The organism is Streptomyces sp. NPDC040432, assembly GCF_055595445.1.
The window spans coordinates 681,651-704,115 of sequence record NZ_JBVIVP010000003.1 but is presented as its reverse complement, the minus strand read 5'-3'; the positions used below and the strand labels follow the sequence as shown (position 1 = coordinate 704,115).

21 protein-coding genes are annotated in these 22,465 nt (G+C 72.8%); 8 read left to right on the top strand and 13 right to left on the bottom strand.

Annotated features, from left to right (window positions below):
* Positions 1-124: 124 nt before the first annotated feature.
* From ACZ58N_RS10285 to ACZ58N_RS10275, 3 genes are read right to left on the bottom strand one after another with little or no spacing between them, the layout of a single operon-like run.
* Positions 125-1,066 carry a 3-oxoacyl-ACP reductase gene (locus tag ACZ58N_RS10285; protein WP_471157534.1) on the bottom strand — a complete coding sequence of 314 codons (942 nt, stop codon included), beginning with the start codon at positions 1,064-1,066 and terminating at the stop codon, positions 125-127.
* Positions 1,067-1,090: 24 nt separating this feature from the next.
* Complete coding sequence (locus ACZ58N_RS10280) at positions 1,091-2,167, bottom strand: Zn-dependent alcohol dehydrogenase (RefSeq protein WP_471157533.1); 1,077 nt, start codon at positions 2,165-2,167, stop codon at positions 1,091-1,093.
* 38 nt (positions 2,168-2,205) lie between these two features.
* Positions 2,206-3,060 carry a MaoC/PaaZ C-terminal domain-containing protein gene (locus ACZ58N_RS10275; RefSeq protein ID WP_471157532.1) on the bottom strand — a complete coding sequence of 285 codons (855 nt, stop codon included), beginning with the start codon at positions 3,058-3,060 and terminating at the stop codon, positions 2,206-2,208.
* Positions 3,061-3,329: 269 nt separating this feature from the next.
* Between ACZ58N_RS10275 and ACZ58N_RS10270 the strand changes: the two genes are divergently transcribed.
* Positions 3,330-3,689 carry a response regulator gene (locus ACZ58N_RS10270; protein WP_471157589.1) on the top strand — a complete coding sequence of 120 codons (360 nt, stop codon included), beginning with the start codon at positions 3,330-3,332 and terminating at the stop codon, positions 3,687-3,689.
* A 16-nt stretch (positions 3,690-3,705) separates the two neighbouring features.
* Here the strand turns inward: ACZ58N_RS10270 and ACZ58N_RS10265 are convergent, their stop codons facing one another.
* The 5 genes from ACZ58N_RS10265 to ACZ58N_RS10245 form a co-directional block, all read right to left on the bottom strand.
* On the bottom strand, positions 3,706-4,548 hold the full coding sequence (locus tag ACZ58N_RS10265; RefSeq protein ID WP_471157531.1) for a class II glutamine amidotransferase: 843 nt from the start codon (positions 4,546-4,548) through the stop codon (positions 3,706-3,708).
* A gap of 180 nt (positions 4,549-4,728) precedes the next feature.
* Entirely contained in the window at positions 4,729-5,913 is a 1,185-nt protein-coding gene (locus ACZ58N_RS10260; RefSeq protein WP_471157529.1) for a lipid-transfer protein, read from the bottom strand.
* Positions 5,914-5,928: 15 nt separating this feature from the next.
* Positions 5,929-8,070, bottom strand: a complete 2,142-nt coding sequence (locus ACZ58N_RS10255) for an acyl-CoA dehydrogenase (protein ID WP_471157528.1) — start codon at positions 8,068-8,070, stop codon at positions 5,929-5,931.
* Between the two features lie 105 nt (positions 8,071-8,175).
* Positions 8,176-9,135 carry an RNA polymerase sigma-70 factor gene (locus tag ACZ58N_RS10250; protein WP_471157527.1) on the bottom strand — a complete coding sequence of 320 codons (960 nt, stop codon included), beginning with the start codon at positions 9,133-9,135 and terminating at the stop codon, positions 8,176-8,178.
* A gap of 30 nt (positions 9,136-9,165) precedes the next feature.
* The gene (locus ACZ58N_RS10245; RefSeq protein WP_471157525.1) at positions 9,166-10,371 is read right to left on the bottom strand and encodes an NAD(P)/FAD-dependent oxidoreductase; all 1,206 of its coding nucleotides are present in this window, start codon (positions 10,369-10,371) and stop codon (positions 9,166-9,168) included.
* 213 nt (positions 10,372-10,584) lie between these two features.
* Between ACZ58N_RS10245 and ACZ58N_RS10240 the strand changes: the two genes are divergently transcribed.
* From ACZ58N_RS10240 to ACZ58N_RS10220, 5 genes are all read left to right on the top strand, one after another.
* Positions 10,585-12,447, top strand: coding sequence for a serine/threonine-protein kinase (locus ACZ58N_RS10240; protein ID WP_471157523.1), 1,863 nt, complete (start codon positions 10,585-10,587; stop codon positions 12,445-12,447).
* Between the two features lie 143 nt (positions 12,448-12,590).
* Positions 12,591-13,259: a class I SAM-dependent methyltransferase gene (locus ACZ58N_RS10235; RefSeq protein WP_471157522.1), complete on the top strand. Its 669-nt coding sequence runs from the start codon at positions 12,591-12,593 to the stop codon at positions 13,257-13,259.
* Positions 13,260-13,332: 73 nt separating this feature from the next.
* Positions 13,333-14,355: an N-acetylmuramoyl-L-alanine amidase gene (locus tag ACZ58N_RS10230; RefSeq protein ID WP_471157521.1), complete on the top strand. Its 1,023-nt coding sequence runs from the start codon at positions 13,333-13,335 to the stop codon at positions 14,353-14,355.
* 137 nt (positions 14,356-14,492) lie between these two features.
* Positions 14,493-15,323 (top strand): DUF5336 domain-containing protein, encoded by an 831-nt coding sequence (locus ACZ58N_RS10225; protein ID WP_471157519.1) that lies wholly within the window; start codon positions 14,493-14,495, stop codon positions 15,321-15,323.
* 113 nt (positions 15,324-15,436) lie between these two features.
* Positions 15,437-16,447: an LLM class F420-dependent oxidoreductase gene (locus ACZ58N_RS10220; RefSeq protein ID WP_471157518.1), complete on the top strand. Its 1,011-nt coding sequence runs from the start codon at positions 15,437-15,439 to the stop codon at positions 16,445-16,447.
* A gap of 59 nt (positions 16,448-16,506) precedes the next feature.
* Here the strand turns inward: ACZ58N_RS10220 and ACZ58N_RS10215 are convergent, their stop codons facing one another.
* Positions 16,507-16,902, bottom strand: coding sequence for a hypothetical protein (locus tag ACZ58N_RS10215; RefSeq protein ID WP_471157517.1), 396 nt, complete (start codon positions 16,900-16,902; stop codon positions 16,507-16,509).
* Between the two features lie 86 nt (positions 16,903-16,988).
* Complete coding sequence (locus ACZ58N_RS10210) at positions 16,989-17,636, bottom strand: hypothetical protein (RefSeq protein WP_471157515.1); 648 nt, start codon at positions 17,634-17,636, stop codon at positions 16,989-16,991.
* A gap of 112 nt (positions 17,637-17,748) precedes the next feature.
* Between ACZ58N_RS10210 and ACZ58N_RS10205 the strand changes: the two genes are divergently transcribed.
* Positions 17,749-18,060, top strand: a complete 312-nt coding sequence (locus ACZ58N_RS10205; protein ID WP_471157513.1) for a hypothetical protein — start codon at positions 17,749-17,751, stop codon at positions 18,058-18,060.
* A gap of 151 nt (positions 18,061-18,211) precedes the next feature.
* Here the strand turns inward: ACZ58N_RS10205 and ACZ58N_RS10200 are convergent, their stop codons facing one another.
* The 3 genes from ACZ58N_RS10200 to ACZ58N_RS10190 all read right to left on the bottom strand — a co-directional run bounded on the left by ACZ58N_RS10200 (position 18,212) and on the right by ACZ58N_RS10190 (position 21,460).
* Positions 18,212-19,303 carry a prenyltransferase/squalene oxidase repeat-containing protein gene (locus ACZ58N_RS10200; RefSeq protein ID WP_471157512.1) on the bottom strand — a complete coding sequence of 364 codons (1,092 nt, stop codon included), beginning with the start codon at positions 19,301-19,303 and terminating at the stop codon, positions 18,212-18,214.
* On the bottom strand, positions 19,300-20,034 hold the full coding sequence (locus ACZ58N_RS10195; RefSeq protein ID WP_471157511.1) for a class I SAM-dependent methyltransferase: 735 nt from the start codon (positions 20,032-20,034) through the stop codon (positions 19,300-19,302). The genes ACZ58N_RS10200 and ACZ58N_RS10195 overlap by 4 nt, the downstream gene beginning before the upstream one ends.
* Positions 20,035-20,101: 67 nt before the next feature.
* Positions 20,102-21,460, bottom strand: coding sequence for a glycosyltransferase family 4 protein (locus ACZ58N_RS10190; protein ID WP_471157509.1), 1,359 nt, complete (start codon positions 21,458-21,460; stop codon positions 20,102-20,104).
* A gap of 252 nt (positions 21,461-21,712) precedes the next feature.
* On the opposite strand from ACZ58N_RS10190, the gene ACZ58N_RS10185 reads away from it, so the two are divergent.
* Positions 21,713-22,387, top strand: coding sequence for a TetR family transcriptional regulator (locus tag ACZ58N_RS10185; RefSeq protein WP_471157508.1), 675 nt, complete (start codon positions 21,713-21,715; stop codon positions 22,385-22,387).
* The last annotated feature ends 78 nt before the right edge of the window (positions 22,388-22,465 follow it).

Here is a 22,465-nt window from a genome sequence, read left to right as displayed (position 1 = left end):
CACTGCGAAGTTGGATCGGGCATGGTGGACTTTGATCGGGCACGGCGGAGCCTGACCGGGCACGGCGGGGCGGCGGCCCGGGGGTCCCCGCCCCGGGCCGCCGCCCCGCCTCGCTCCGTGGCGGTCAGTCGTGCTTGAGGCCCAGTACCTCGGTCGCCGCGAAGGTCTCATCGGCCGGGCGGGAGCCGTAGTGCGGGGTGAGGACCTCGTCGAGTTCCTCGTAGGAGAAGGCCTCCTTGGTGGTGTCGAACTTGGCGGCCACCCGCGGGCGTTCCATCACCACCACGATCCCGCCGTGCACCACGAACAGTTGCCCGTTGGCCCGCGCCGAGGCCGGGGAGGCCAGGTAGCCGACCAGCGGGGCGACGTGTTCGGGGGCCAGGGCGTCCAACTTGCCCTCCTCCGGGACCTGGAAGCCCGCGAAGACGTCCTCGGTCATCCGGGTGCGGGCGCGCGGGCAGATGGCGTTGGCCGTCACCCCGTACTTGGCCAGCGCCAGGGCGGTGGAGGTGGTCAGGCCGACGATGCCGCCCTTGGCCGCCGCGTAGTTCGGCTGACCGGCCGAACCGCCGAGGAAGGCCTCCGAGGAGGTGTTGACGATCCGGCCGTACACCGGGCCGCCCGCCGCCTTCGAGCGTTCCCGCCAGTGCGCGGACGCGAAGTGCGTCGTGTTGAAGTGGCCCTTGAGGTGGACCCGGATCACCGAGTCCCATTCCTCCTCCGACATCGAGAAGACCATCCGGTCGCGCAGGATGCCCGCGTTGTTGACCAGGACGTCGAGCTTGCCGAAGCGGGAGACGGCCAGGCCGACGAGTTCCCGCGCCTGCTCGAAGTCGGCCACGTCGCCGAGGTGCGCCACCGCCTGCCCGCCCGCGGCCCGGATCTCCTCGGCCACCTCCTCCGCCGGAGCGGCGGACGCCTCCCCGGAGCCGTCCCGCCCGCTCTGCCCGAAGTCGTTGACGACCACGCTCGCACCCAGCCGGGCGAGTTCGACCGCCTCGGCCCGGCCGAGCCCGCGGCCGGCTCCGGTGACGATCGCGGAGAGTCCCTCAAGTGGCAGTGACATCCGTACGGTTCCTCTCGAAACGGGTCAGAGTTCGATGCAGGTGCGCAGGGCCACACCGGTGCGCATCTGGTCGAGGGCGTCGTTGATCTCGGCGAGCTGCACCCGGTGGGTGATCAGGCTCTCCAGGTCCACCCGACCGGCCCGCCACAGGGCGATGGTCCGCTCGTAGGAGCGGAGCACGTCGCCGCCCCCGTACATGGAGGGCAGGATCTTCTTCTCGTCGAAGAACAGCGAGAACATGTCGATCTGGAACGTGTCGTCGAGCGCTCCCGCTCCGACGATGACGACGCTGCCGCCGCGCCGGGTCATCCTGTAGGCGGTCTGCGCGGTCGCGGACTTGCCGACCACCTCGAAGACGTAGTCGAAGCCCTCGCCGCCGGTGATCCGGTTCTTGGCGTCGTCGAAGGCGTCCGGGGACACGGCCTCGCTCGCCCCGAACCGCAGCGCGGCCTCGCGTCGGGACTCGACCGGGTCGACGGCGATGATCTGCGCGGCGCCCTGCACCTTGGCGCCCTGGAGGACGGAGATGCCGACGCCGCCGCAGCCGATGACGGCGACCGAGGAACCGGCCTCGACCTTGGCGGTGTTGATGGCCGCGCCGAGACCGGTGGTGACGCCGCAGCCGATGAGCGCGGCGATGTCGAAGGGCACGTCGTCGGGGATCGGCACGGCGCACTTGGCGTCGACGACGAGTTCCTCGGCGAAGGTGCCCGTCGCGGCGAAGCCGAAGATGTCGCCGCCGGCCCGACGGAAGTTGGGGGTGCCCGCGTTGACGAGGCTCTCCAGGCACAGGTGGCCCTGTCCCCGCTTGCAGGAGGGACAGTGCCCGCACGGCGGCAGCCAGCAGACCAGGACCCGGTCGCCCTGCTTCAGGTGGGTGACCCCGTCACCGACGTCGGCGATCACGCCGGAGCCCTCGTGGCCCGGGATGAACGGTGCGGGCTGCGGCAGGACGCCGCTCATCGCGGAGAGGTCGGAGTGGCACAGGCCGGTGGCCCTGATGCGGATCTTCACCTTGCCGGGACCGAGGCCCACGGCCTCCATGTCCTCGACGACCTCCAGCTTGTCCTGGCCGATCTCGCTCTGCAGTGCTGCGCGCACGGTGCGGCTCCTTCTGTCGGTCCGACTGCGTTGCTGCGTTACGCGTGTTCGACGACGGTGTCGGCGAGGACCGGTGCGTCGTCCCGTTCGACCGCCGTCACGGAGATCAGGACGCGGCCGGGCTCCTGCCACATCCGGATGCGCAGCGTCTCGCCGGGGAACACGATCCCGGCGAAGCGGGTGCGGTAGGCGCGGACCCGGGACACGTCGCCGCCGAGCGCGGTGTCCACGACCGCCTTGAGGGTCATCCCGTACGAGCACAAGCCGTGCAGGATCGGTTGGTCGAAGCCCGCGAGCTTGGCGAACTCGGGGTCGGCGTGCAGCGGGTTCCAGTCGCCGGAGAGCCGGTAGAGCAGCGCCTGGTCCTCCCGGATGTGTCGTTCCTCGACCCGGTCGGGGGCGCGCTCGGGCAGTTCCTCCCGTACGGAGGGACCGCGCTCGCCGCCGAAGCCGCCCTCGCCGCGCACGAAGAGCTGCGCGTCGCTGGTCCACAGCGGCCCGTCGGCGTCCGCGACCTCGGAGCGCAGCACGATCACGGCCGCCTTGCCCTTGTCGTGGAGAGCGGCGACCTTGGAGGTGGAGGTGGCCCGCCCCTTGACGGGGATCGGCCGGTGGAGCTCGATGGAGTGGCCGCCGTGCAGGACGGCGGCGAGGTTCACGTCGATGCCGGGTGCCGCGAGACCGCCGAGTATGGCCATGCCGGCGCCGGCGACGGTGGCGAAGCTGGGCAGGACGTGGAGCTTGGACTCCAGGGTGTAGCGCAGCTCGTCCGGGTCGGTGGCCGGGAGCCCCGCGCCGAGTCCGAGGTGGTAGAGCTGGATGTCCTTGTGGTCCCAGCCGATGTCTCCCCGGCGGGGTTCGGCGGCGAGGGCCCTGGCGGCATCGATCGGCATGAGGCTGCTGCTCCCTGTCGTTGGAAACCGAGGCCGTGGGGCCTTGGAAGACCTCGGTGCGGCCGTCCGCACCGTCGGCCGCACCGAGGTCGTATGCGGGACCAGCCCGACGGACCGCGCTCTAGAACGCGTTCTAGGGCTGGTGAGGGAATGTATAACGCACACCCCAGCAGTTGGGAAGAGTCCTGACTTCCAGTCAGATGCTCTTTCCGCCAGGCGTGTTGCCGATCGACCCGAAGGCCTGGACTTACCCTTCCGGGGTGGAAGAAATGCCCTCCGCGCACCGCCCGGCCCGGTCCCTGCGCGTGCTGCTGCACCCGGCGAACCCGGCCCTGGCCGTGCACCTCGGCCTCCAGCCCGACATCGAGGTCGTCCGGGACCTGACGGCCCGCCCGGCGGTGGCCCTCGTCGAGAGCCCGGCGGCGGTGGCCGAGCTGCTGGCGGACGATCCGGAATGCCGGGTCCTGGTCCTGACCGGCTCGGCGAGGCCGGGCCTGCTCGACGCGGTCCTCGCGGCGGGCGCGGCCGGTCTGGTCCTGCGCGACGGCCCCGTCGAGGACCTCGCGGACGCCCTGCGCCGCGCCTCCCGGGGCGAGACGGTGATCGACCCCGCCCTGGACCGGCCGTGAGCCGGCCGGGCGGGCGTCAGGCCGGCTCCGGGCGGAAGGGGAACAGCGCGTCCCGGCCGTCGGGCCGTACGACGCCGTAGCTGCTCTCCGGCACCTGGTTCCACGCGCCCGGCAGGTCACCGAGCGGCTCGGAGACGATCAGCCGGGTCTCGTCGGAGATTTCCCGCAGGAACGCCTTGTCGGGGTGCAGTCGGCGCAGCGTATCGACCCGGCTGCTGTAGAACAGCGACCGGGAGCTGTGGCCGCTGGAGTAGCGGAATCCCCAGACGCTCACGCCGTCGGTGATGGCGAGCGTCATCTGCAGGGGGAACTCCACACCGTGGTCGTGGCCCGCCCGCTCCACCACTCCGGCCATCCTGGCGACGGCGGCGGGCGGGTCATCCTCCAGGCCGAAGGTGAGGGCCAGGTAGAACATCACCTCGGAGTCGGTCGTGCCCTCGATCTCGGCGAACAGGGCCGGGTCGACGCGCATGCAGAGCTCGCGACGCATGAGGTGGAAGCCGGAGATGGCGCCGTTGTGCATGAACATCCAGCGGCCGTGCCGGAAGGGGTGCGAGTTCGTCTGTTGCACGGCCGATCCGGTCGATGCCCGGATGTGCGCGAAGAACAGCGGGGAACGGACGTGGTCCGAGATCTCCCGCAGGTTCCGGTTGTTCCACGCCGGCCCGATGTCCCGCAGGATCGCGGGCGTCTCGCTGTCCTCCGTCTCGGTGTACCACCCGACCCCGAAGCCGTCGCCGTTCGTCGTCTCCACACCAAGCTTCGAGTGCAGGCTCTGATCGATCAGCGAGTGGGCGGGTCTGTACAGGATGGTGTCGAGCAACAAGGGCGTTCCCGAGTACGCGAGCCATCGGCACATGCGCCATCACCTGTGGTCCCTGGAGTGGAGCCCCCGACCCGGCCCGACCTCTGTCCGCCCCGTCCCCCCACCCGGTACGGGCGACGGCGCGGGGCGGCGCGGTCCGGCCCTCCCATTCTCGGCCCGCTCCCCGGGGCGCGCCACGCGGGACGACGGGGACGGCCGCGGCGGGCCCCGGAGCTACCTCCGCAGCATGGTCACCACCGCGGCCCCGCCCAGCCCGATGTTGTGGGCGAGGCCCACCCCCGCGCCGGGGACCTGCCGCGGGCCGGCTTCGCCGCGCAGTTGCCACACCAACTCCGCCGCCTGCGCGAGCCCCGTCGCCCCCAGTGGGTGGCCCTTGGAGATCAGGCCGCCCGACGGGTTGACCACCCAGCGACCGCCGTAGGTGGTGGCGCCGCTCTCGACGAGCTTGCCGGAGGCCCCGTCGGCGCACATGCCGAGCGCCTCGTACGTGAGGAGTTCGTTGACGGAGAAGCAGTCGTGCAGTTCGATCACGTCGACGTCCTCGATGCCGAGCCCGGACCTCTCGTACACCTGGCGGGCCGCGGCGGCCGTCATGGGCTTGCCGACGACGTCGATGCACGAGCCGGCGAAACTGGCCGCGGTGTCCGTGGTCATCGCCTGCCCGACGATCTCCACGGCCCTGTCGTGCAGTCCGTGCCGGACGAGGAAGCGTTCCGAGACCACCAGCGCGGCCGCCGCGCCGTCCGAGGTCGGCGAGCACTGGAGTTTGGTCAGCGGTGCGTGGATCTCCTTCGCGGCCAGGATCTCCGGGACCGTGTACACGTCCTGGAACTGCGCGTTCGGGTTGTTCGCGGAGTGCCGGTGGTTCTTCGCGCCGACCGCCGCGAGCTGTTCGGGCGTGGTCCCGTACCGGTCCATGTGCTCGCGGGCCGCGTTCCCGAAGATCTGCGCGGTGGGCGGGGACATCTCGAAGCCGTGCGCGGCGGCCATGATCCCGTAGTGCCGGGCGACCGGGGACGTCTTGAAGTCGCCCCCGTCGGCGCCGCCGCCGAGCGCGCCGCGCTTCATCTTCTCGAAGCCCAGCGCGAGGACGCAGTCGCTGATCCCGCCCTCCACGAACTGTCGCGCCATCATCAGCGCCGTCGATCCCGTCGCGCAGTTGTTGTTGACGTTGTAGACCGGGACCCCGCTCAACCCCAGTTCGTACGCTGCCCGTTGACCGGCGGTGGAGGCCTGGAAGCAGTATCCGACCGGCACCTGCTCGACGAGCCGGTAGTCCACGCCGGCGTCCGTCAGCGCGGCGGTCCCGGCCTCCTTGACCATGTCCCAGTACTGCCAGTCCCGCGATTCCGGCTTCTCGAACTTCGTCATGCCGACGCCCACGATGTACGACTTCATGTCCGTGCAGTCCCTTCAGTCCCTGGGGAGGCCGAGAATCCGCTCGGCGACAACGTTGAGCTGGACCTGGGTGGTGCCCCCGGCGATGGTCAGGCAGCGGGACATGAGCATTCCGTGCACGGCCCGCTCCCCCGCCCCCTCCCGGACGGCGCCCGCCGGCCCCAGCAGTTCGAGCGCGAGCTCGGCGGTCCGTTGCTGGTGCGGGGTCTGGAGGAGTTTGCGTACGGACGCGCCCGCGCCCGGCTCCAGTCCGGACACCTGCTGGAGGGTGGTCCGCAGCCCGATGCAGGCGAGCGCGTGCGCCTCGGCGGCCAGCGCGCCGATGCGCGCGCGGTGGGCCCCGTCGAGGTCGGTGGAGGCGGCGATCAGCGCTTCGAGGCCGGTGTCGAAGGTCATCTGGTCGGCCATGTGGACGCGTTCGTTGCCCAGGGTGTTGCGGGCGACCTGCCAGCCGCCGTCGGCGGCTCCGACCAGGGCGTCCGCGGGGAGTTCGGCGTCGTCGAACCAGACCTCGTTGAAGAGGGCCTCGCCGGTGATCTCCTTCAGCGGACGGACGTCGATGCCGCGGGTGTTCTTCATGTCGACGACGAAGTAGCCGAGGCCCTTGTGCTTCGGCGCGTCCGGATCGGTACGGGCCAGCAGGATCCCGAAGTCGGCGGTGTGCGCGGAACTCGTCCAGACCTTCTGCCCGTTGATCCGCCAGGTGCCCGTCGCGGTGCGTTCCGCGCGGGTCCGCAGCGAGGCCAGGTCGGAGCCGGCGCCCGGCTCGGAGAACAGTTGGCACCAGGTCGTGTCACCGCGCAGGGTGGGCAGGACGTACGCCTCGCGTTGCGCGTCCGTGCCGTAGGCGAGCAGCGAGGGCACGACCCAGGTGGCGATCCCGAGGTCGGAGAGGCGGATCCCGGCCCCGGCCAGTTCCTGTTGGACGACGAGCTGTTGGACGGGTCCGGCGCCGAGCCCGTACGGCGGCGGCAGGTAGGGGGCCGCGTAGCCGGTGGGTGCCAGCGTCCGGCGGGCCGCGGCCGGGTCGAGGCCGCGGGCCGCGCCGATGGCGGTCCGGGCGGTCGCCCGGTGGGTCTCGGCCTCGGCGGGGAGTTCCAGGCGCAGTTCGCGCCGGGCGCCGGCGGCGGCGTGGCGCACGGCGCTCAGCCGGTGTCCGTCGCCGGGGCCGAGGAGCTGGCGGGCCACGAGCGCCCGGCGCAGGTGGATGTGGGCGTCGTGTTCCCAGGTGAAGCCGATCCCGCCGAGGACCTGGATGCAGTCCTTGGCGCAGGACCAGGCGGCGTCGAGGGCGGTCCCGGCGGCGAGGGCGGCGACGAGCGAGCGGACCGCGGGGTCCCCGTCGGGTTCGTCCGCGCAGTTCACGGCGTCCCAGGCGAGGGCGCGGGCCTGTTCGAGGCGGACGAGCATGTCGGCGCACAGGTGCTTGACGCCCTGGAACCGGCCGATGGGCCGGCCGAACTGTTCACGCACCTTCGCGTACTCGGCGGCCGTGTGCACCGCCCAGGCGGCGGTGCCGCAGGCGTCGGCGGCGAACAGGGCGCGGGCCAGGTCGGTGACGAGGTCGGTGTCCAACTCCAGCAGCCGGTCCGGCGGCACCGTGACCGCGTGGGCCCGCACCTCGGCGGTGGGGCGGGTCGGGTCGGCGCTCTCGTGGTTACGGATGTCCAGAGCGGCGGCGTCCACCGCGAACCAGCACGTCGTGTCGCCGGTCCGGGCGGCGAGGAGGAGGAGCTCGGCCTCCCCGGCGCCGAGCACGGGCGGCGCGACCCCCTCCAGCCGGTGACCGCCGCCCTCGACGGCGACGGCGGTGAGGTCGCCGGGCCCGAGGGCGACCGCCCCGACCCGGCCGTCGAGCGGACCGGCCCCGGCCCGGTCCAGGAGTACGGAGGCCAGCGCGCTCGGCAGGAACGCCCCGGGCAGCGCGGCCCGGGCGGCCTCCTCCACCACGACGGCCAGGTCCAGCAGCGTCCCGCCCTCCAGGTGGGGCGCCAGCAGTCCGGCCTCCGCCAGGCCGTCCCAGTAGGCGGGCCGCTCCCCGGACCGCGGCGGGGTGTCGAGCAGCTTGCGCACCTCCTCGGGCGGCACGGCCCGTGCGACCCAGCCGCGTACGGCGGCGGCCAGCTCCCGTTGTTCCCCAGTGATTCCGATGCCCATGCGCGGCAGGCTAGAACACGTTCCATTCTGACGGAAGGTCAGAACGAGAACGTGTTCTCCTCGCCCGGGGCCCGGTCCGTGGCCCCGGGCCCCGGGCCGCCCCGCTCAGCTCCTGCTGAGCGGGGTCTCGGACGCGACGCGCGTCAGCTTCTCCGGGTTGCGGACGTAGTACAGGTCGGCGATGCGGTCACCGTCGAAGCGGAACGACAGGACGCCGTCGAACTCGCCGTCGATCCGTAGGACGAGCGCCGCGCTTCCGTTGACCACGGCGGGGGCGGCGGTGAGCGTGATCCCCTTCTTGGCGATGCCGCCCGTGATGAGGCGCGCCACCTTGTCGGCGCCGTTGATCGGTCGCGGACTCGCCTGCTTGACGCCACCGCCGTCGGCCACGAGCACGGCCTCGGGCGCCAGTACGTCCATGAGTCCTTGCAGGTCGCCCGTTTCGAGCGCGCGCCGGAACGACTCCACGGCCGCCCGGGCCCGCCCCCGGGAGACCGTCGCACGGGGGCGGCGGGCGTCGACGTGCCGGCGGGCCCGGTGCGCGATCTGACGGACGGCCGCCGGGCTCTTGTCGACGGCGGCGGCGATCTCCTCGAAGCCGACACCGAAGGCCTCGCGCAGCACGAAGACGGCCCGCTCCGTCGGCGACAGGGTCTCCATGACCAGCAGCATCGCCATCGACACGCTTTCGGCGAGCTCGACGTCCTCGGCCACGTCGGGCACCGTCAGCAGCGGCTCCGGCAGCCAGGACCCGACGTACGCCTCCTTGCGGCGGCTCATCGCGCGCAGCCGGTTGAGGGCCTGCCGGGTCGTCATCCGCACCAGGTAGGAACGATGGTCGCGGACCTCCGCCGGATCGACCTCGATCCACCGCAGCCAGGTCTCCTGGAGGACGTCCTCGGCGTCGGCCGCCGATCCGAGCATCTCGTAGGCGACGGTGAAGAGCAGGTTGCGGTGGGCGACGAACGTCTCGGTCGCCGGCGGCGGGACGTGCCCGCGCGGGCCCGTACCCTCCCCGGCCGCGGCCGTCCCCCGATCGTCGACGGCCGTAGTGCGTTCGTCCATGGCGAGGTCCCCCAGGTTCTTGTCGGCTTCCTAGACTGCCCGTTCGGCGGTCGCGGCCGCCTCGCGCCCCTGCATGGATGTCAACTGCTGCCGGCGCTTGGTGGCTCCCGAAACACGGTGCAACTTGTACGAACCGGGCTTGTTCGCCTCACCGGCCAGGTGGTGGACGACTCCCTTGCACACGGACTCCTTCATCCGCGCTCCGAGACCGCCGTCGACGTGGAACCAGATGGCGACGTCGTTGCGGGCGAACTGGAAGATGCCCTCGTCACGGCCGAGGCTGATGCACTGGGCGCCGAAGGGCTGGTTGAGCGTCTCGGGCCGCTCGCCCCCGATCCGGCTGAGCACCGTGTCGGCGGCCCGGGCGCCCAGCGGCATCGCGGCCTGGCAGCTCATCCGCGGCGGCAGGTTCGACGGGGCCGCGGAGTCCCCGGCCGCGACGATGCGGTCGTCGTCCAGGCTCGTCAGGGTCTCGTCGGTGAGCAGGCGCCCCAAGGTGTCGGTGCGGAGCCCGCTGCGCGCCGCCAGCTCCGGCACCCCGAAGCCGGCCGTCCAGACGGTCACCGCGCCCGGCACCTCACGGCCGTCGCGCAGCCGCACGGCCCCGGCCGTCACGGCCGTCACCACCGTGTCCGGGCCTTCGAGCACGATCACCCCGAGCGCGGCGAGCCGCTTGGCGACCGAACGGCGACCGCGCGCGTGCAGGTACGGGCCGAGCACCCCGCCGCAGATCAGGGTCACGGCGCGGCCCGCCCCGGCCAGCTCCGCGGCCGTCTCGATGCCCGTGGGTCCGGCGCCGACGACCGTGACCCCGGCCCCGTCGGACGCGGCGTCGAGGAGCGGTCGCAGCCGCTGCGCGTCCTCCAGGGTGGCGATCGGGTGCGCGAATTCGGCCGCGCCGGGCACGGTCGGGTCGGCGCTGCCGCTGCCCACCGCGTAGACCAGGTAGTCGTAGCCGACGGTGCCGCCGCCGGCCAGGGCGACGCCGCGTCCGTCCGCGTCGATCCGCGTCACGCTGTCGACGACCAGCCGGACGCCCCCGGCCAGGACCTCCCGGTACGGGACGACCGCGTCGCCGGTCCCGGCAACCAGCTGGTGCAGACGGATCCGGTGGACGAAGTCCGGCCGCGGGTTGATCAGCGTCACGGTCACGTCGCCCCGCCGCGTCAGGCGGTTGGCCGCCATCACACCGGCGTAGCCTCCGCCGATCACGACGACCTCGGTGTTCTCGGTCATGGTGTCCGCTCCGTCTCTCGGGGGTCCGTCCCCGGGCTCCGCGTCCGGGGTACGCCCTTGAGACACCACGACCCCGACGACTGTGACAGGTTGTGATGCAGGTCACACCGCGCAGGCGAGGGGGGCGTCGCCGCGACCGGCACGGGCGACGGTTTCCGCAGGGGCCTCACCGGCGGTGAGCGGGCGCCTACCGCCCGCCGACCCTCGGGGATAATGCCTGCGGGCAAGTGGATCAAGGAGTGGGGGGCCGCGAACGTGGGCGCGACGATCGAGAACCGCTACGAGCTCGCCGAGTTGCTCGGCAGGGGCGGTTTCGGTGAGGTCTGGCGGGCCAAGGACGAGCGGGTGGGCCGCCGGGTCGCCGTGAAGATCGGCTTCCCGGCGACGCCCGAGGACACGCGCAGGTTCGAGCGCGAGGCCAGCCTCGCCGGGAACCTCGCCCACCCGAACATCGCCACCATCCACGACTTCGGCCGCACCGAACACGGCGGCCGTGACGCGGTGTTCCTCGTGATGGAACTCCTTCAGGGCCGCAGCCTCGCCCAGGTCCTCGACGCCGAGGTGCCACCGCTCGCGGACGCCCTGGAGTGGACCACGCGGATCGCGGACGCGCTCGGGGCCGCGCACGACGCCGGGATCGTCCACCGGGACGTGAAACCGGGCAATGTGATGGTCACCGACACCGGGGTGACCAAGGTCCTCGACTTCGGGATCGCCAAGTCCCACGGCTCGCCCACCACGGACCTGACCGCCACCGGCATGATCATCGGCTCGTTCCCGTACATGGCTCCGGAACGCTGGACGGGCGGCTCGACCGGGGTGCCCGTCGACGGGCGGGCCGACCTCTACGCCCTCGGCTGCGTACTGATGCAACTGCTCACAGGCAGACTGCCGTTCCCCGGGGGCGAGGTGCACGAGCTGCTCGCCCAGCACCTCATGACCGAGCCGACCCTGCCCCGTTCCGTACGGGAGGAACTGCCGGTCGCGCTCGACACCCTCGTGGGCGATCTCCTCGCCAAGGACCCGGGGGACCGACCCGCGACGGCCCAGGAGGTGGTGCGGCGCCTGGAGGGGATCGCCGCGGAGGTGAAGTCCCGGGCGCCGGGGCACGATCCGCGGGGCGCGGTCGCGTCCTACCCGCCCCCGCCGGCCTACTCCCCGACCGTGCACACCGCTGCCGGGGACCCGGTCCGCACGATGCTGGAGCACAGGCTGACCCTGCTGCTGGAGGAGGAGCCCGCCCACACGCTCAAGCGGATGGAGGCGCTGAGGGCCGACCTGACCGAGGAGCTCGGCGCCCAGGACCCGCTGACCGTACGGGCCGCCTACCACTGCGCGATGCGCCTGGCCGGGAGCGACAGGACGGCCGGCGTGGAACGCGTCCTGCCTCGCATGCTGCGGGTCCTGGGAGCCGACCACCCTGACACGATCACCGCGCGCGCCGCCTGGATCGGTGAGGCGGCGGCCTTCGGGTCGGGGGACGGCCGCCGGCACGAGGCGGAGCTGCGCGAGATCATCGAGCGGGCGGCCCGGGTGCTCGGCCCGCACGACCTCGTCACCCTGACGGCCCGCTACCACCTCGCGTCGGCCATGCACCGGGGCGCCCTGCCGCGTGACCGCCAGTGGGAGGACCGCAGCCGGGAACGCGCGCTCAACGAACGCGCCTGGCTGGGACCGCTGCTGCCCGACCTGGAATGGGCCCTGACCGCCGACAGTCCCGTACTGCTGGACGTACGGCGCAGGCTCGCGCACGACGCCTGGCTCGTCGGCGACATCGCCGGTGCGGCCCTCCTGTACTGGCGACTGTTCCCGGACCTCGCCGAACTCGCCGAACACGGCGATCCGGAGGTGGCCCACCGGGTACTGCGTGCCATCGGGGAAGCGGGCGATCCCGCGAGCGCCCTCGCGCACATGAACCTGCTGCTGCGGCGGCTGCCGTTCCTCAGCGGGAGACAGGAGCTGTCCGACGAGGTCTCCGACACCCGGTGGGAGTTGCGCCGGGCCCTGCGCGAGCAGCGGCGGGCCGAGGGCTCCGGCGGGGCGGCCGTCACGCTGTCCCGCCTGTTCGGGCGCTGAACGGCGGGCGGCGCGCGGACCTCCGGTACCGGCTCCGGCGGCCCGCGACGCCGTCGGGGCGCGACGCCCACCCCGGCCATGGCGCCCTACCGGCGGGTAAGGCAGCATGGGCCGCCACTCACCCGCAGCTCAGGAGGAACGACATGGCCACCCCCAAGCCGGAGACCCTCGCCGCCTTCGAGGCCGCGAAGGGGTTCATGCCCGTTCGGGAGGGCCTCGCCCTGTACGAGGCCGCCACCGCGGCGGCGGCGCTCGGGCTGCCGCTGCTGGAGGTCGGGACGTACTGCGGTCGCTCCACCATCCTGCTCGCCGACGCCGCCCGCGAGGCCGGCGTGGCGGCGATCACCGTCGACCACCACCGGGGCAGCGAGGAGCAGCAGCCGGGCTGGGAGTACCACGACCCGACGGTGGTGGACCCCGAGGTCGGGTTGATGGACACCCTGCCGACCTTCCGCCGGACCCTGCACAAGGCCGGGCTGGAGGACCACGTGATCGCGATCGTCGGCCGCTCCCCGCAGGTCGCGGCAGCCTGGGGCGGCAGGCTCGGACTCGTCTTCATCGACGGCGGCCACACCGACGAGCACGCGACGGGCGACTACGAGGGCTGGGCACCGCACGTCGCCGAGGGCGGCACGCTCGTCATCCACGACGTGTTCCCGGACCCGGCCGACGGCGGCCAGGCCCCGTACCGCATCTACCTGCGGGCCCTGGCCTCGGGCGCCTTCGAGGAGGTCTCCGTCACGGACTCGCTGCGCGTGCTGCGCCGCACGGGAACGGGCAGCCTGCCGGACCTCGCAGCACCCGGCGAATAACCGATAAGCGCACCGCGCCCTCGAATGGCGGACGGTCCCTCCGGGCGACGGCCGGGCGTTCTAGCATCGCGAGGTGCGCTACGACAACAGCTCCCCGTCCCCCGAGTCCGGCTCCTCGATCAGCCCGGACCGGCCCTGGTACACCCGTCGTTCCACCCTCGTCGTCGCGGCGGCGGTGCTCGCGCCGACCTGCCTGGCCGGCTGGGTGCTGACCCAGACGCTGGTGGGACCGGGCCCCGGCGGCTCCCGGGCCGCGGTGGCGCCGCAACCCGCCTCGCACGCCTCCCCCGGCGGCGGTGACGGCAAGGCCGGCGCCACCACGAGCGCCACGGCCACCGCGCCCGCCGCCCCGGCCGCGTCGGGCCCGGCCCTCCCCTCGGGCCCGCCCGTCGCCTCCGGCTCCGCGGGCACGCCCGACCCGCTCGCGGGCCGGACCGTGGTCATCGACCCCGGACACAACACGGGCAACTTCAAGCACACGCGTGAGATCAACCGGCAGGTCGACATCGGCACGAACCGCAAGGAGTGCGACACGACCGGCACCACCACCAACTCCGGCTACATGGAAGCCGAGTTCACGATGGACGTGTCGCGCCGACTGCGGACGGCACTGGAGGCCCGCGGAGTGAAGGTGCTGCTCACCCACGAGGCCGGCCCGGAGCGCCCGTGGGGCCCCTGCATCGACGAGCGGGCCCGCATCGGCAACGAGGCCAAGGCCGACGCGGTCATCTCGATCCACGCCGACGGGGTCTCCGAGGGCAGTCGCGGCTACCACGTCATCCTCCCGGCCAACGTCCGCGGCGGCTCCGCGGACACCTCGAAGATCGTCGGACCCTCGCGCACGCTCGGCGAGCGCATCGCCGGCAACTTCGCCCGGACCACCGGCTCGGGGCCCGCCAACTACCTCGGATCCGGTACCGGTTTGGTGGTCCGTGACGATCTGGGCGGACTGAACCTCTCGACCCGGCCCAAGGTGTTCATCGAATGCGGCAACATGCGTGACAGCAAGGACGCTGCGCTGCTGGCGAGTCCGGAGTGGCGGCAGAAGGCGGCGCAGGGCATCGCCGACGGCATCGTCGGGTTCCTCGGCGGGTAGTCCCACCGGGCGGCCCGCCGCCCCGGTCAGCCCGGTCACGGAAAACCTCCGTACCATGGTGCCGCCCGCCCCGCTCCAGCCCTGATCTGCGACCGCGGCACCACGAGACGACCGAGACCGAGAAGGACACCTGAGAAGTGAACATCCGCTCCCTCACACGAGGCGACGGCGTGGTGATCGGAGCAGCGGTGCTGCTGTTCATCGCCTCGTTCCTCGACTTCTACTCCGCCACCGGCCTGGACCTCCCGAGCGCCTGGGACACCGACGTCTACCGGCTGGTCCTGCCCTCCATCTTCCTCACCGGCTTCATCGCGGCCGGCCTGCTGGTCCTCGCCCGCCTCCAGCCCGAGGGCCGCAAGCTCGCGGGCCTGCCGCTGTCGGCGTGGGGCACCGTACTGGCCGTCTCCGCGGCCTGGGCCTCGCTGTGGTCCCTGATCACCAGCCCGTCCGGCGCCGACCTGGGGGCCGGCAGCATCATCGCCTTCCTGGCGACCCTGGTCCTGGCCGGTGTCGCGATCGCCGGGGTCAAGATTCCCGCCCTCGCCGGGAAGCTCGTACCGGAGCCGCGGCCCGCCGCAGTCCCGCCGTACGGCGGCCAGCAGCAGCCGGGCACCGGATACGGCTACCCGGGCGGGCAGCAGCCCCAGCCGTACGGCAGCACCCCGCAGCCCGCCCCGCCCTACGGCGGTACGCCGAACCCGGCGCCCGGCCCGCAGGACCACTCGGGCCACCAGCCCACCCCCGCCCCCGCCCCCACCCCGGCGGCCGACTTCACCCCGTTCTGGTTCGCGGTGCCGGTGGCCCGTCCCCTCTTCGGCGAGGACGGCTCCCCCACCCCGATCGCCGAGCTCGCGCCCGGCACCTGGTACCTGGCCGTCGACCAGCGCGGCCCCGCCACGCTGATCGCCCAGACCCAGGACGGACGCCGCGGCGTCCTGAACGACACCTCGGGCATCCAGCGCGGCTGACGCGCGAATCCCGGCCCGCCGGGAGCGCCCTGACGGCCCCCCGCCCTTCCGGGCGGGGGGCCGTTGCCCTACAGTCACCTGACGCATCGTCAGACACTGGTGAGGGGACCTCCATGCGGCTCGGACTCGCACTCGGGTACTGGGGCCGCGGGCCCTCGCCCGCCCACCTCGACCTCGCCGTCGAGGCCGAACGCCTCGGCTACGACTCCGTGTGGACCGCCGAAGCCTGGGGCTCCGACGCCTTCACCCCGCTCACCTGGATCGCCGCGCACACCTCCCGGATCCGGCTGGGCACCGCGATCGCGCAGATGGCCGCCCGCACCCCGACCGCCACCGCCATGCACGCCCTCACCCTGGACCACCTGTCCGGCGGCCGGATGATGCTCGGCCTCGGGCTGTCCGGACCCCAGGTGGTGGAGGGCTGGTACGGCCGACCGTTCCCGTCGAGCCCGCTCACCGCCACCCGCGAGTACGTCGACGTCATCCGCCAGGTGCTGCGCCGCGAGGCACCCGTGGAGGTGGACGGCCGCTTCCACGGCCACCCGTACCGGGGCACCGACGGCACCGGCCTCGGCAAACCCCTCAAGCCGATCACCCACCCGCTGCGCGCGGACCTGCCACTGCTGCTCGGCGCCGAGGGCCCCAAGAACATCGCCCAGACCACCCGGATCGCCGACGGCTGGCTGCCCCTCTACTGGTCCCCCACCCGCACCGACGTCTACCAGGCCTCCCTCGGCGACCTGCCCGAGAACTTCATGATCGCCCCGATGGCCCGGGCCAAGGTCTGCGACGACGTCACCGAGGGCCTGCTGCCGGTCAAGGCGATGCTCGGCTTCTACATCGGCGGCATGGGGCACGCGGCCCGCAACTTCCACGCCGACCTCATGGCGCGGATGGGCTACGAGGAGGAGGCCCGGCGCATCCAGGAGCTGTTCCTCGCCGGCCGCAAGGAGGAGGCCGTCCTCGCCGTCCCGGACGCCTTCGCCGACGAGATCTCGCTCGTGGGACCCCGCGAACGGATCGCGGAGCGCCTGGACCTGTGGCGCAAGGGTCCCGTCACCGACCTGCTCGTCACCGCCCCGGACCCGCACACCCTGCGCGTCCTGGCGGAACTCAACGGCTGAGCGGACGCGGGACGTGCCCCCGGTGGCCGAGCGCCCGACCACCGGGTACACGACCGCCCCTACTCGGGACCGGTCCGCTCCGGAACGGCGTCCAGCAGCTCCCGCACGTCCAACGGCATCACGGCGATCTCGATCGCGCCGCCGTCCTGGAGGGCGCAGGCCACGATCCGCGAGCCCGGGTTGATGGAGATGCCCTCCCGCACGGTCGGCACCCGTACGCCGGTCGCGCGGGCCCCCGACAGGTGCACGGCGGAGCCGCGCCGGGGCTCCCAGCGGAGCACCTCGCCCTGGCCCGCGTACACCCGGCCCATGCGCCAGCGGCCCTCACCGGCCGGGTGCCGGGCCATGCACGGGATGCCCGCCGGCTTGGCCGCGGCCAGGCGCGTCCGGTGCTTGCGGCGGACGAGCCAGCCGGTTCCGGCGGCCACTGCGGCCAACACCACGAATTCGATCACGCCGACCATTGAAACAGCCCGGGAACGCGGGCGGGCCGGACGGCGGCCCACCGGCCCCGTCCGGCCCGCCCGCGCGGGAGCCGCTGCTACCCGCCGAGCTGCGACAGGCTCGGCACCTGGTCCTTCACCGGGGCGCCGGCGCTCCGGCCCGCGTTCTTCACCCCGTCGATGACGTCCTGGAAGGAGCTGATGTCGGCGTCACCGGCCTGGCCCTTGCGGAGCTTGGTTCCGAGGCCCTTCAGCGACTCGATGCCCGCCGTCAGCGGGCCCATCGCCTTAGACAGCAGCGGGTCGCCCTTGGCGTTGTCGGCCGCCGCCTTCAGCCGGTTGTAGGCGAAGGCGCCCGCGAGGCCGGCCTTGATCAGCGCGAAGGTGCGGCCCGAGGCGCCCTTCTTGAACTTGCCGGCCTGGTACGGCTTGATGATCCACTGGTACGTCGCGCCGGCCGCGAGCCCGGCGTTGGCGACGAAGCGCGTCTTGGCGAACTTCTGCTTCTCCGCGGGCGTGGTGGGCGTCGGCGTCGCCGCGGCCAGCTCATCGGCCTCCGCGGCCGCCGGTTCCGCCGCCGCGAGGACGGCGAGCTCGGCCGCCGCCGCGGACGACAGCTCGGGTTGCCGCGCGCTGTCGCCGCTGCCGCCGCCGCAGGCGGTCGCACCGCCCAACAGGGCACAGGACAGGATCACCGCGGTGAGGGTGCGGCGGAATCGGACGGTACTGGGTACGAGTACGGACACGGTTTCCTCCGGGGACGGGGGTGTCCCCCGCAGCCTCACCCCGGCCGTGGGGCTGCGCCACTTGGGCGACCCGTTCGGGTTTGGGTCGCGCGCCTGCGGCAACACGCGTGTCATGTCCCCACTCACCAGAGCACACTCGCGCGGAGCAGCCCGCAGCGCCGGCCCCGCCCGGGCCATCGCCCTCGTCGCGGACGTGGCCGCCTTCCTCATCGTCCTGTGGATCGTGTTGTGGCTGCTGGACGCCAACCAGGCCAACAGCCTGGTCGCCCTCGTCCACGACATCGCCGACTGGCTGACGAGCTGGTCCCGAGACCTGTTCACCATCGACGGGGAGACGGCACGCGTCATCGTCGGCTACGGCCTGGCCGCAGTCGTCTACGTCGTCGTCGGACACGCCATCGCCGGCTGGGTGGCGCGCCGCTGACCGCGGCCCGGGGAAGCCCGCGCGGCCCATCCCGCCCGCAGGCCCGTGGGGGTCGGTCCCGCCGACCCCGCACGCCGAGCCGGAACGACCGCGCGGGACCCGCGGCACGGCGGGGCGGGCAGGGTCGTTCCGGTTCGGCGTGCGTACCGGTTCAGTCCCGGCAGCAGTCCGGCTCCAGGCCCACCGGGAGCGTGAGCCCGCCGAAGACCTCGCCCGTGGCGCCGTCCCCGCCGAGCGCGGCGACGGCCAGCAACAGCGACCCCGCCGTCCACGTCGTCTGCTCCACCGGCCAGACGGCCCGGTCCTGGAACACGTAACCCGTCCAGTACATGCCGTTGTCGGCGCGCAGGTGCCCGATCGAGCGCAGGATCTCCAGCGCCCGGTCCGACTCCCCCATCGCCCAGAGGGACAGCGCCAGTTCGCAGGACTCCCCGCCGGTCACCCACGGGTTGGGCAGCACGCAGCGGACCCCGAGGTCGGGGACGACGAACTCGTCCCACCGCGCGTCGATCCGTGCCTTCGCCTCCGCACCGGACAGCGCGCCGCCCAGCACCGGGTAGTACCAGTCCATCGAGTAGTGCGACTTGTCGAGGAACCGCTCCGGGTGCCTGCGTATCGCGTGGCCCAGCGCACCGGTCGCCAGCTCCCAGTCGGGCTGCGGGTCCCCCCGGTGGTCGGCGATCGCCAGCGCGCAGCGCAGGGCCTGGTGGATGGACGAGGAACCCGTCAGCAGGGCGTCCGTCACCGGGACGCCGTCGGCCTCCCGCTTCCAGCCGATCTCCCCACCGGGCTGCTGGAGGGCCAGGACGAACTCCACCGCGGCGAAGACCGCCGGCCACATCCGGTCCAGGAACCGGTCGTCACCGGTGGCCAGGTAGTGGTGCCAGACGCCGACGGCCAGGTACGCGACGAAGTTGGACTCGCGGCTCGCGTCCTGCGGTTCGGCGGTGTCGACGCCCTCGGGCCGGTCGGTGTAGGCCGCGTACCAGGAACCGTCGTGGTTCTGGTGCCGGGCCAGCCAGTCGTACGCCCGTTCCGCGGCCCCGTGCTCGCCCGCCGCGTCCAGGGCCATCGCGGCCTCGGTGTGGTCCCACGGGTCGAGGTGGTGGCCCCGGAACCACGGTATGGCCCCGTCCGGTCGTTGCGCGGCGAGGATGCCCTCCACCGTCAGGGCGGCCTCCTCGGCGGTCAGTACGCCGTCGAGGACGAGGTGTTCGGGCGCGGTGCGGCGGGGCGCGGTCACCGCGTGGCGCCGACGGGCAGGTGCGGCTTCGTCGCGTAGGCCACGAAGCTCTTGCCGATCACCGGGTTCAGCGCCTGCTCGGCGAGGCGGGTCGCGAGGGGCTTCTTCATGATGTCCCAGACCAGGAGCTTGTGGTACGCCTTGACCGGCAGCGCCTTGTCGTTGTCCACGCCGAAGGCGCACTTGAGCCACCAGTACGGGGAGTGCAGGCCGTGCGCGTGGTGGGTGCCGTACGGCTCCAGGCCCGCGGCCTCCATCTTGCCGAGCAGCTCGTCCGCCTTGTATATGCGGATGTGGCCGCCCTCGACCTCGTGGTAGGCATCGGAGAGCGCCCAGCAGATCTTCTCCGGGCCGTAGCGCGGCACGGTGATCGCGATGCGACCGCCGGGCTTCAGGACGCGGACCATCTCGGCGAGGACGCCCTTGTCGTCGGGGATGTGCTCCATCACCTCGGAGATGATCACGACGTCGAAGGAGTCGTCGGGGAACGGCAGCGCGAGGGCGTCGCCCTCCATCGCGGTGGCGGTGGCGCCCGCGGGGGCCTCACCGGCCTCCTTCATCGCGGCGAACCACTTGGCGACCTCGCGGATCTCCTCGCCGTTGCGGTCGACGGCGACCACCTGGGCGCCTCTCCGGTAGCACTCGAAGGCGTGGCGGCCGGCGCCACAGCCCAGATCGAGCACACGGTCGCCTGCGGCGAGCGGGAACCGGGAGAAATCGACGGTCAGCACGGGGTCCTGCCTTCGCTGTCGCGGGGGTGGAGGGGATGGCTCATGAAGCTGCGGTGGCGGTCGAAGGTCAGCGCGGCCGGTGGGTCGCCCCGGTCGGGTCGATGCCCGTCGGGTCGGTACCGGCCTGTGCGATGGTCGCCCGCGCGATGGCGGCGCGGTAGTGCGCGACGGTGCCCTCGGCGGCCTTCGCCCAGGTGAAGCGGGACAACACCCGTTCCCGTCCGGCCGCTCCGAGACGCTCGCGGAGGGCGGCGTCGCCCAACATCCGGCCCAGCGCGGAGGCCAGTGCCCCCGCGTCGCCGGGCGGCACGGCCAGACAGGTCTCCCCGCCGGCGCCCGTCACCTCGGGGATGGCCCCGCCGGTCGTGGCGACCAGCGGGGTGCCGGTGGCCATGGCCTCGGCCGCGGGAAGCGAGAAGCCCTCGTAGAGGGAGGGCACGCAGGCGACCTGGGCGCCGCGCACGAGGTCGACGAGCTCGGCGTCGGTGATGCCCTTGACGAAGCGCACCGCGTCCTGGAGCCCGTACGTCTCGATCGCGCGGGCGACGGGTCCGCTCTCGGCGCGCTTGCCGACGACGACGAGGTGCGCGTCGGGCCGCTCGGTACGGAGCTTGGCGAGGGCCTCGACGAGGTGGACGAGCCCCTTGAGGGGAACGTCGGCGCTGGAGGTCGTCACGATCCTGCCGGGCACCTCGGTCACGGACGGGTCGGGCGACCACAGGTCGGTGTCGGCCCCGATGTGGACGACGTGGATGCGGTCGTCGCGGACGCCGAGGTGCTCCGCGATCTCCTGCTGGGAGGAGCCCGAGACCGTCACCACGGACGGCAGCCTGCGGGCGACGCGGCCCTGCATGCGCGTGAAGCCGTACCAACGCCGGACGGAGAGCCGCTTCTTGAAGTCCTTGGCGGCGTCGATGTCCAGCCGCCGGTCGACGGTGATGGGGTGGTGGACCGTCGTCACGAGGGGGGCGCCGAGATCGCCGAGCAGCCCGTAGCCGAGGGTCTGGTTGTCATGGATGACGTCGAACTCGCCTGCCCGCCCGCGCAGATGGCGCCGGGCGCGCAACGAGAACGTCAGCGGCTCGGGGAAGCCACCCGTCCACATCGTGGCGACTTCGAGGGCGTCGATCCAGTCCCGGTACTCGCCGCGCTTCGGCGTCCGGAACGGGTCGGGGCTGCGGTACAGGTCCAGGCTCGGCAGCTCGGTGAGCGTCGCGCCCGTGTCGAGCACCGGGTAGGGCTGCGAACCGATGACCTCGACGGAGTGTCCGAGGCGGACGAGCTCACGCGAGAGGTGCCGGACGTAGACGCCCTGGCCGCCGCAGAACGGGTTCCCCTTGTAGGTGAGGAGCGCGATGCGGAGCGGGCGGTCGCCGTCGGTGGCGGAACCCGCGAAAGGGCTCGTCACGATGGCCTCAGCGGTCACTCTCGGCCCCCTTCTGCCTGCGACTTTCGCCGGAGCGTAACCGCTCGGATAATGTAGAACAAGTTTCAGACTTGATCCGTTGAAGACCATTGAATCTACCGGCCGGAAACCACACCGTAAGAGGCGGAGCAGGTGATTCGCGCCACGACTCGGGCGCCTGACATGCTGACCCCGGATCATCCCCGGAACAGCCCTGCGCAACACCACCAGCGACGCCACGGAACACCCCCGGAACGCCATGGAGCGGGACACATGACAGCGGAAGCGAAGGCCGTCACCACGCCGGCGTCCCCTCCCCTGACGGAGCGCCAGGAGGCTCGCCGTCGCCGCATCCTGCACGCGAGCGCGCAGCTGGCCAGCCGCGGCGGCTTCGACGCCGTGCAGATGCGGGAGGTCGCCGAGCTGTCCAGCGTGGCCCTCGGCACGCTGTACCGGTACTTCCCCTCGAAGGTGCACCTGCTCGTCGCCACGATGCAGGACCAGCTCCAGCACATGCACACGACGCTACGCAAACGCCCCCCGGCGGGCGACGATCCCGCCGCCCGGGTCGCGGAGACCCTGATGCGCGCGTTCCGCGCGCTCCAGCGCGAACCGCACCTCGCGGACGCCATGGTCCGCGCCCTGACCTTCGCGGACCGCAGCGTGAGCCCGGAGGTCGACACCGTCTCCCGCCTGACGACGGCCATCATCCTGGACTCGATGGGCCTGGACGCCGCCCCGACGGCGGAACAGCTCTCCGCGGTCCGCGTCATCGAGCACACCTGGCACTCGGCCCTCATCACCTGGCTGTCGGGCCGCGCCTCGATCGCCCAGGTCAAGATCGACATCGAAACGGTCTGCCGCCTGATCGACCTGACGGCCCCGGAGGCGACGGGCCGGGGCGGGGTCAGGGGTGGGGCGGCCGGGGCGGACGGGACGGGGAAGTAAGTCCGGATCCGGTGGGTGAGGGCGGGGCCGACCGGGACGGATCGAGGAGCGGGGCCGGGGGGTGGCGGGGTCCTGCTG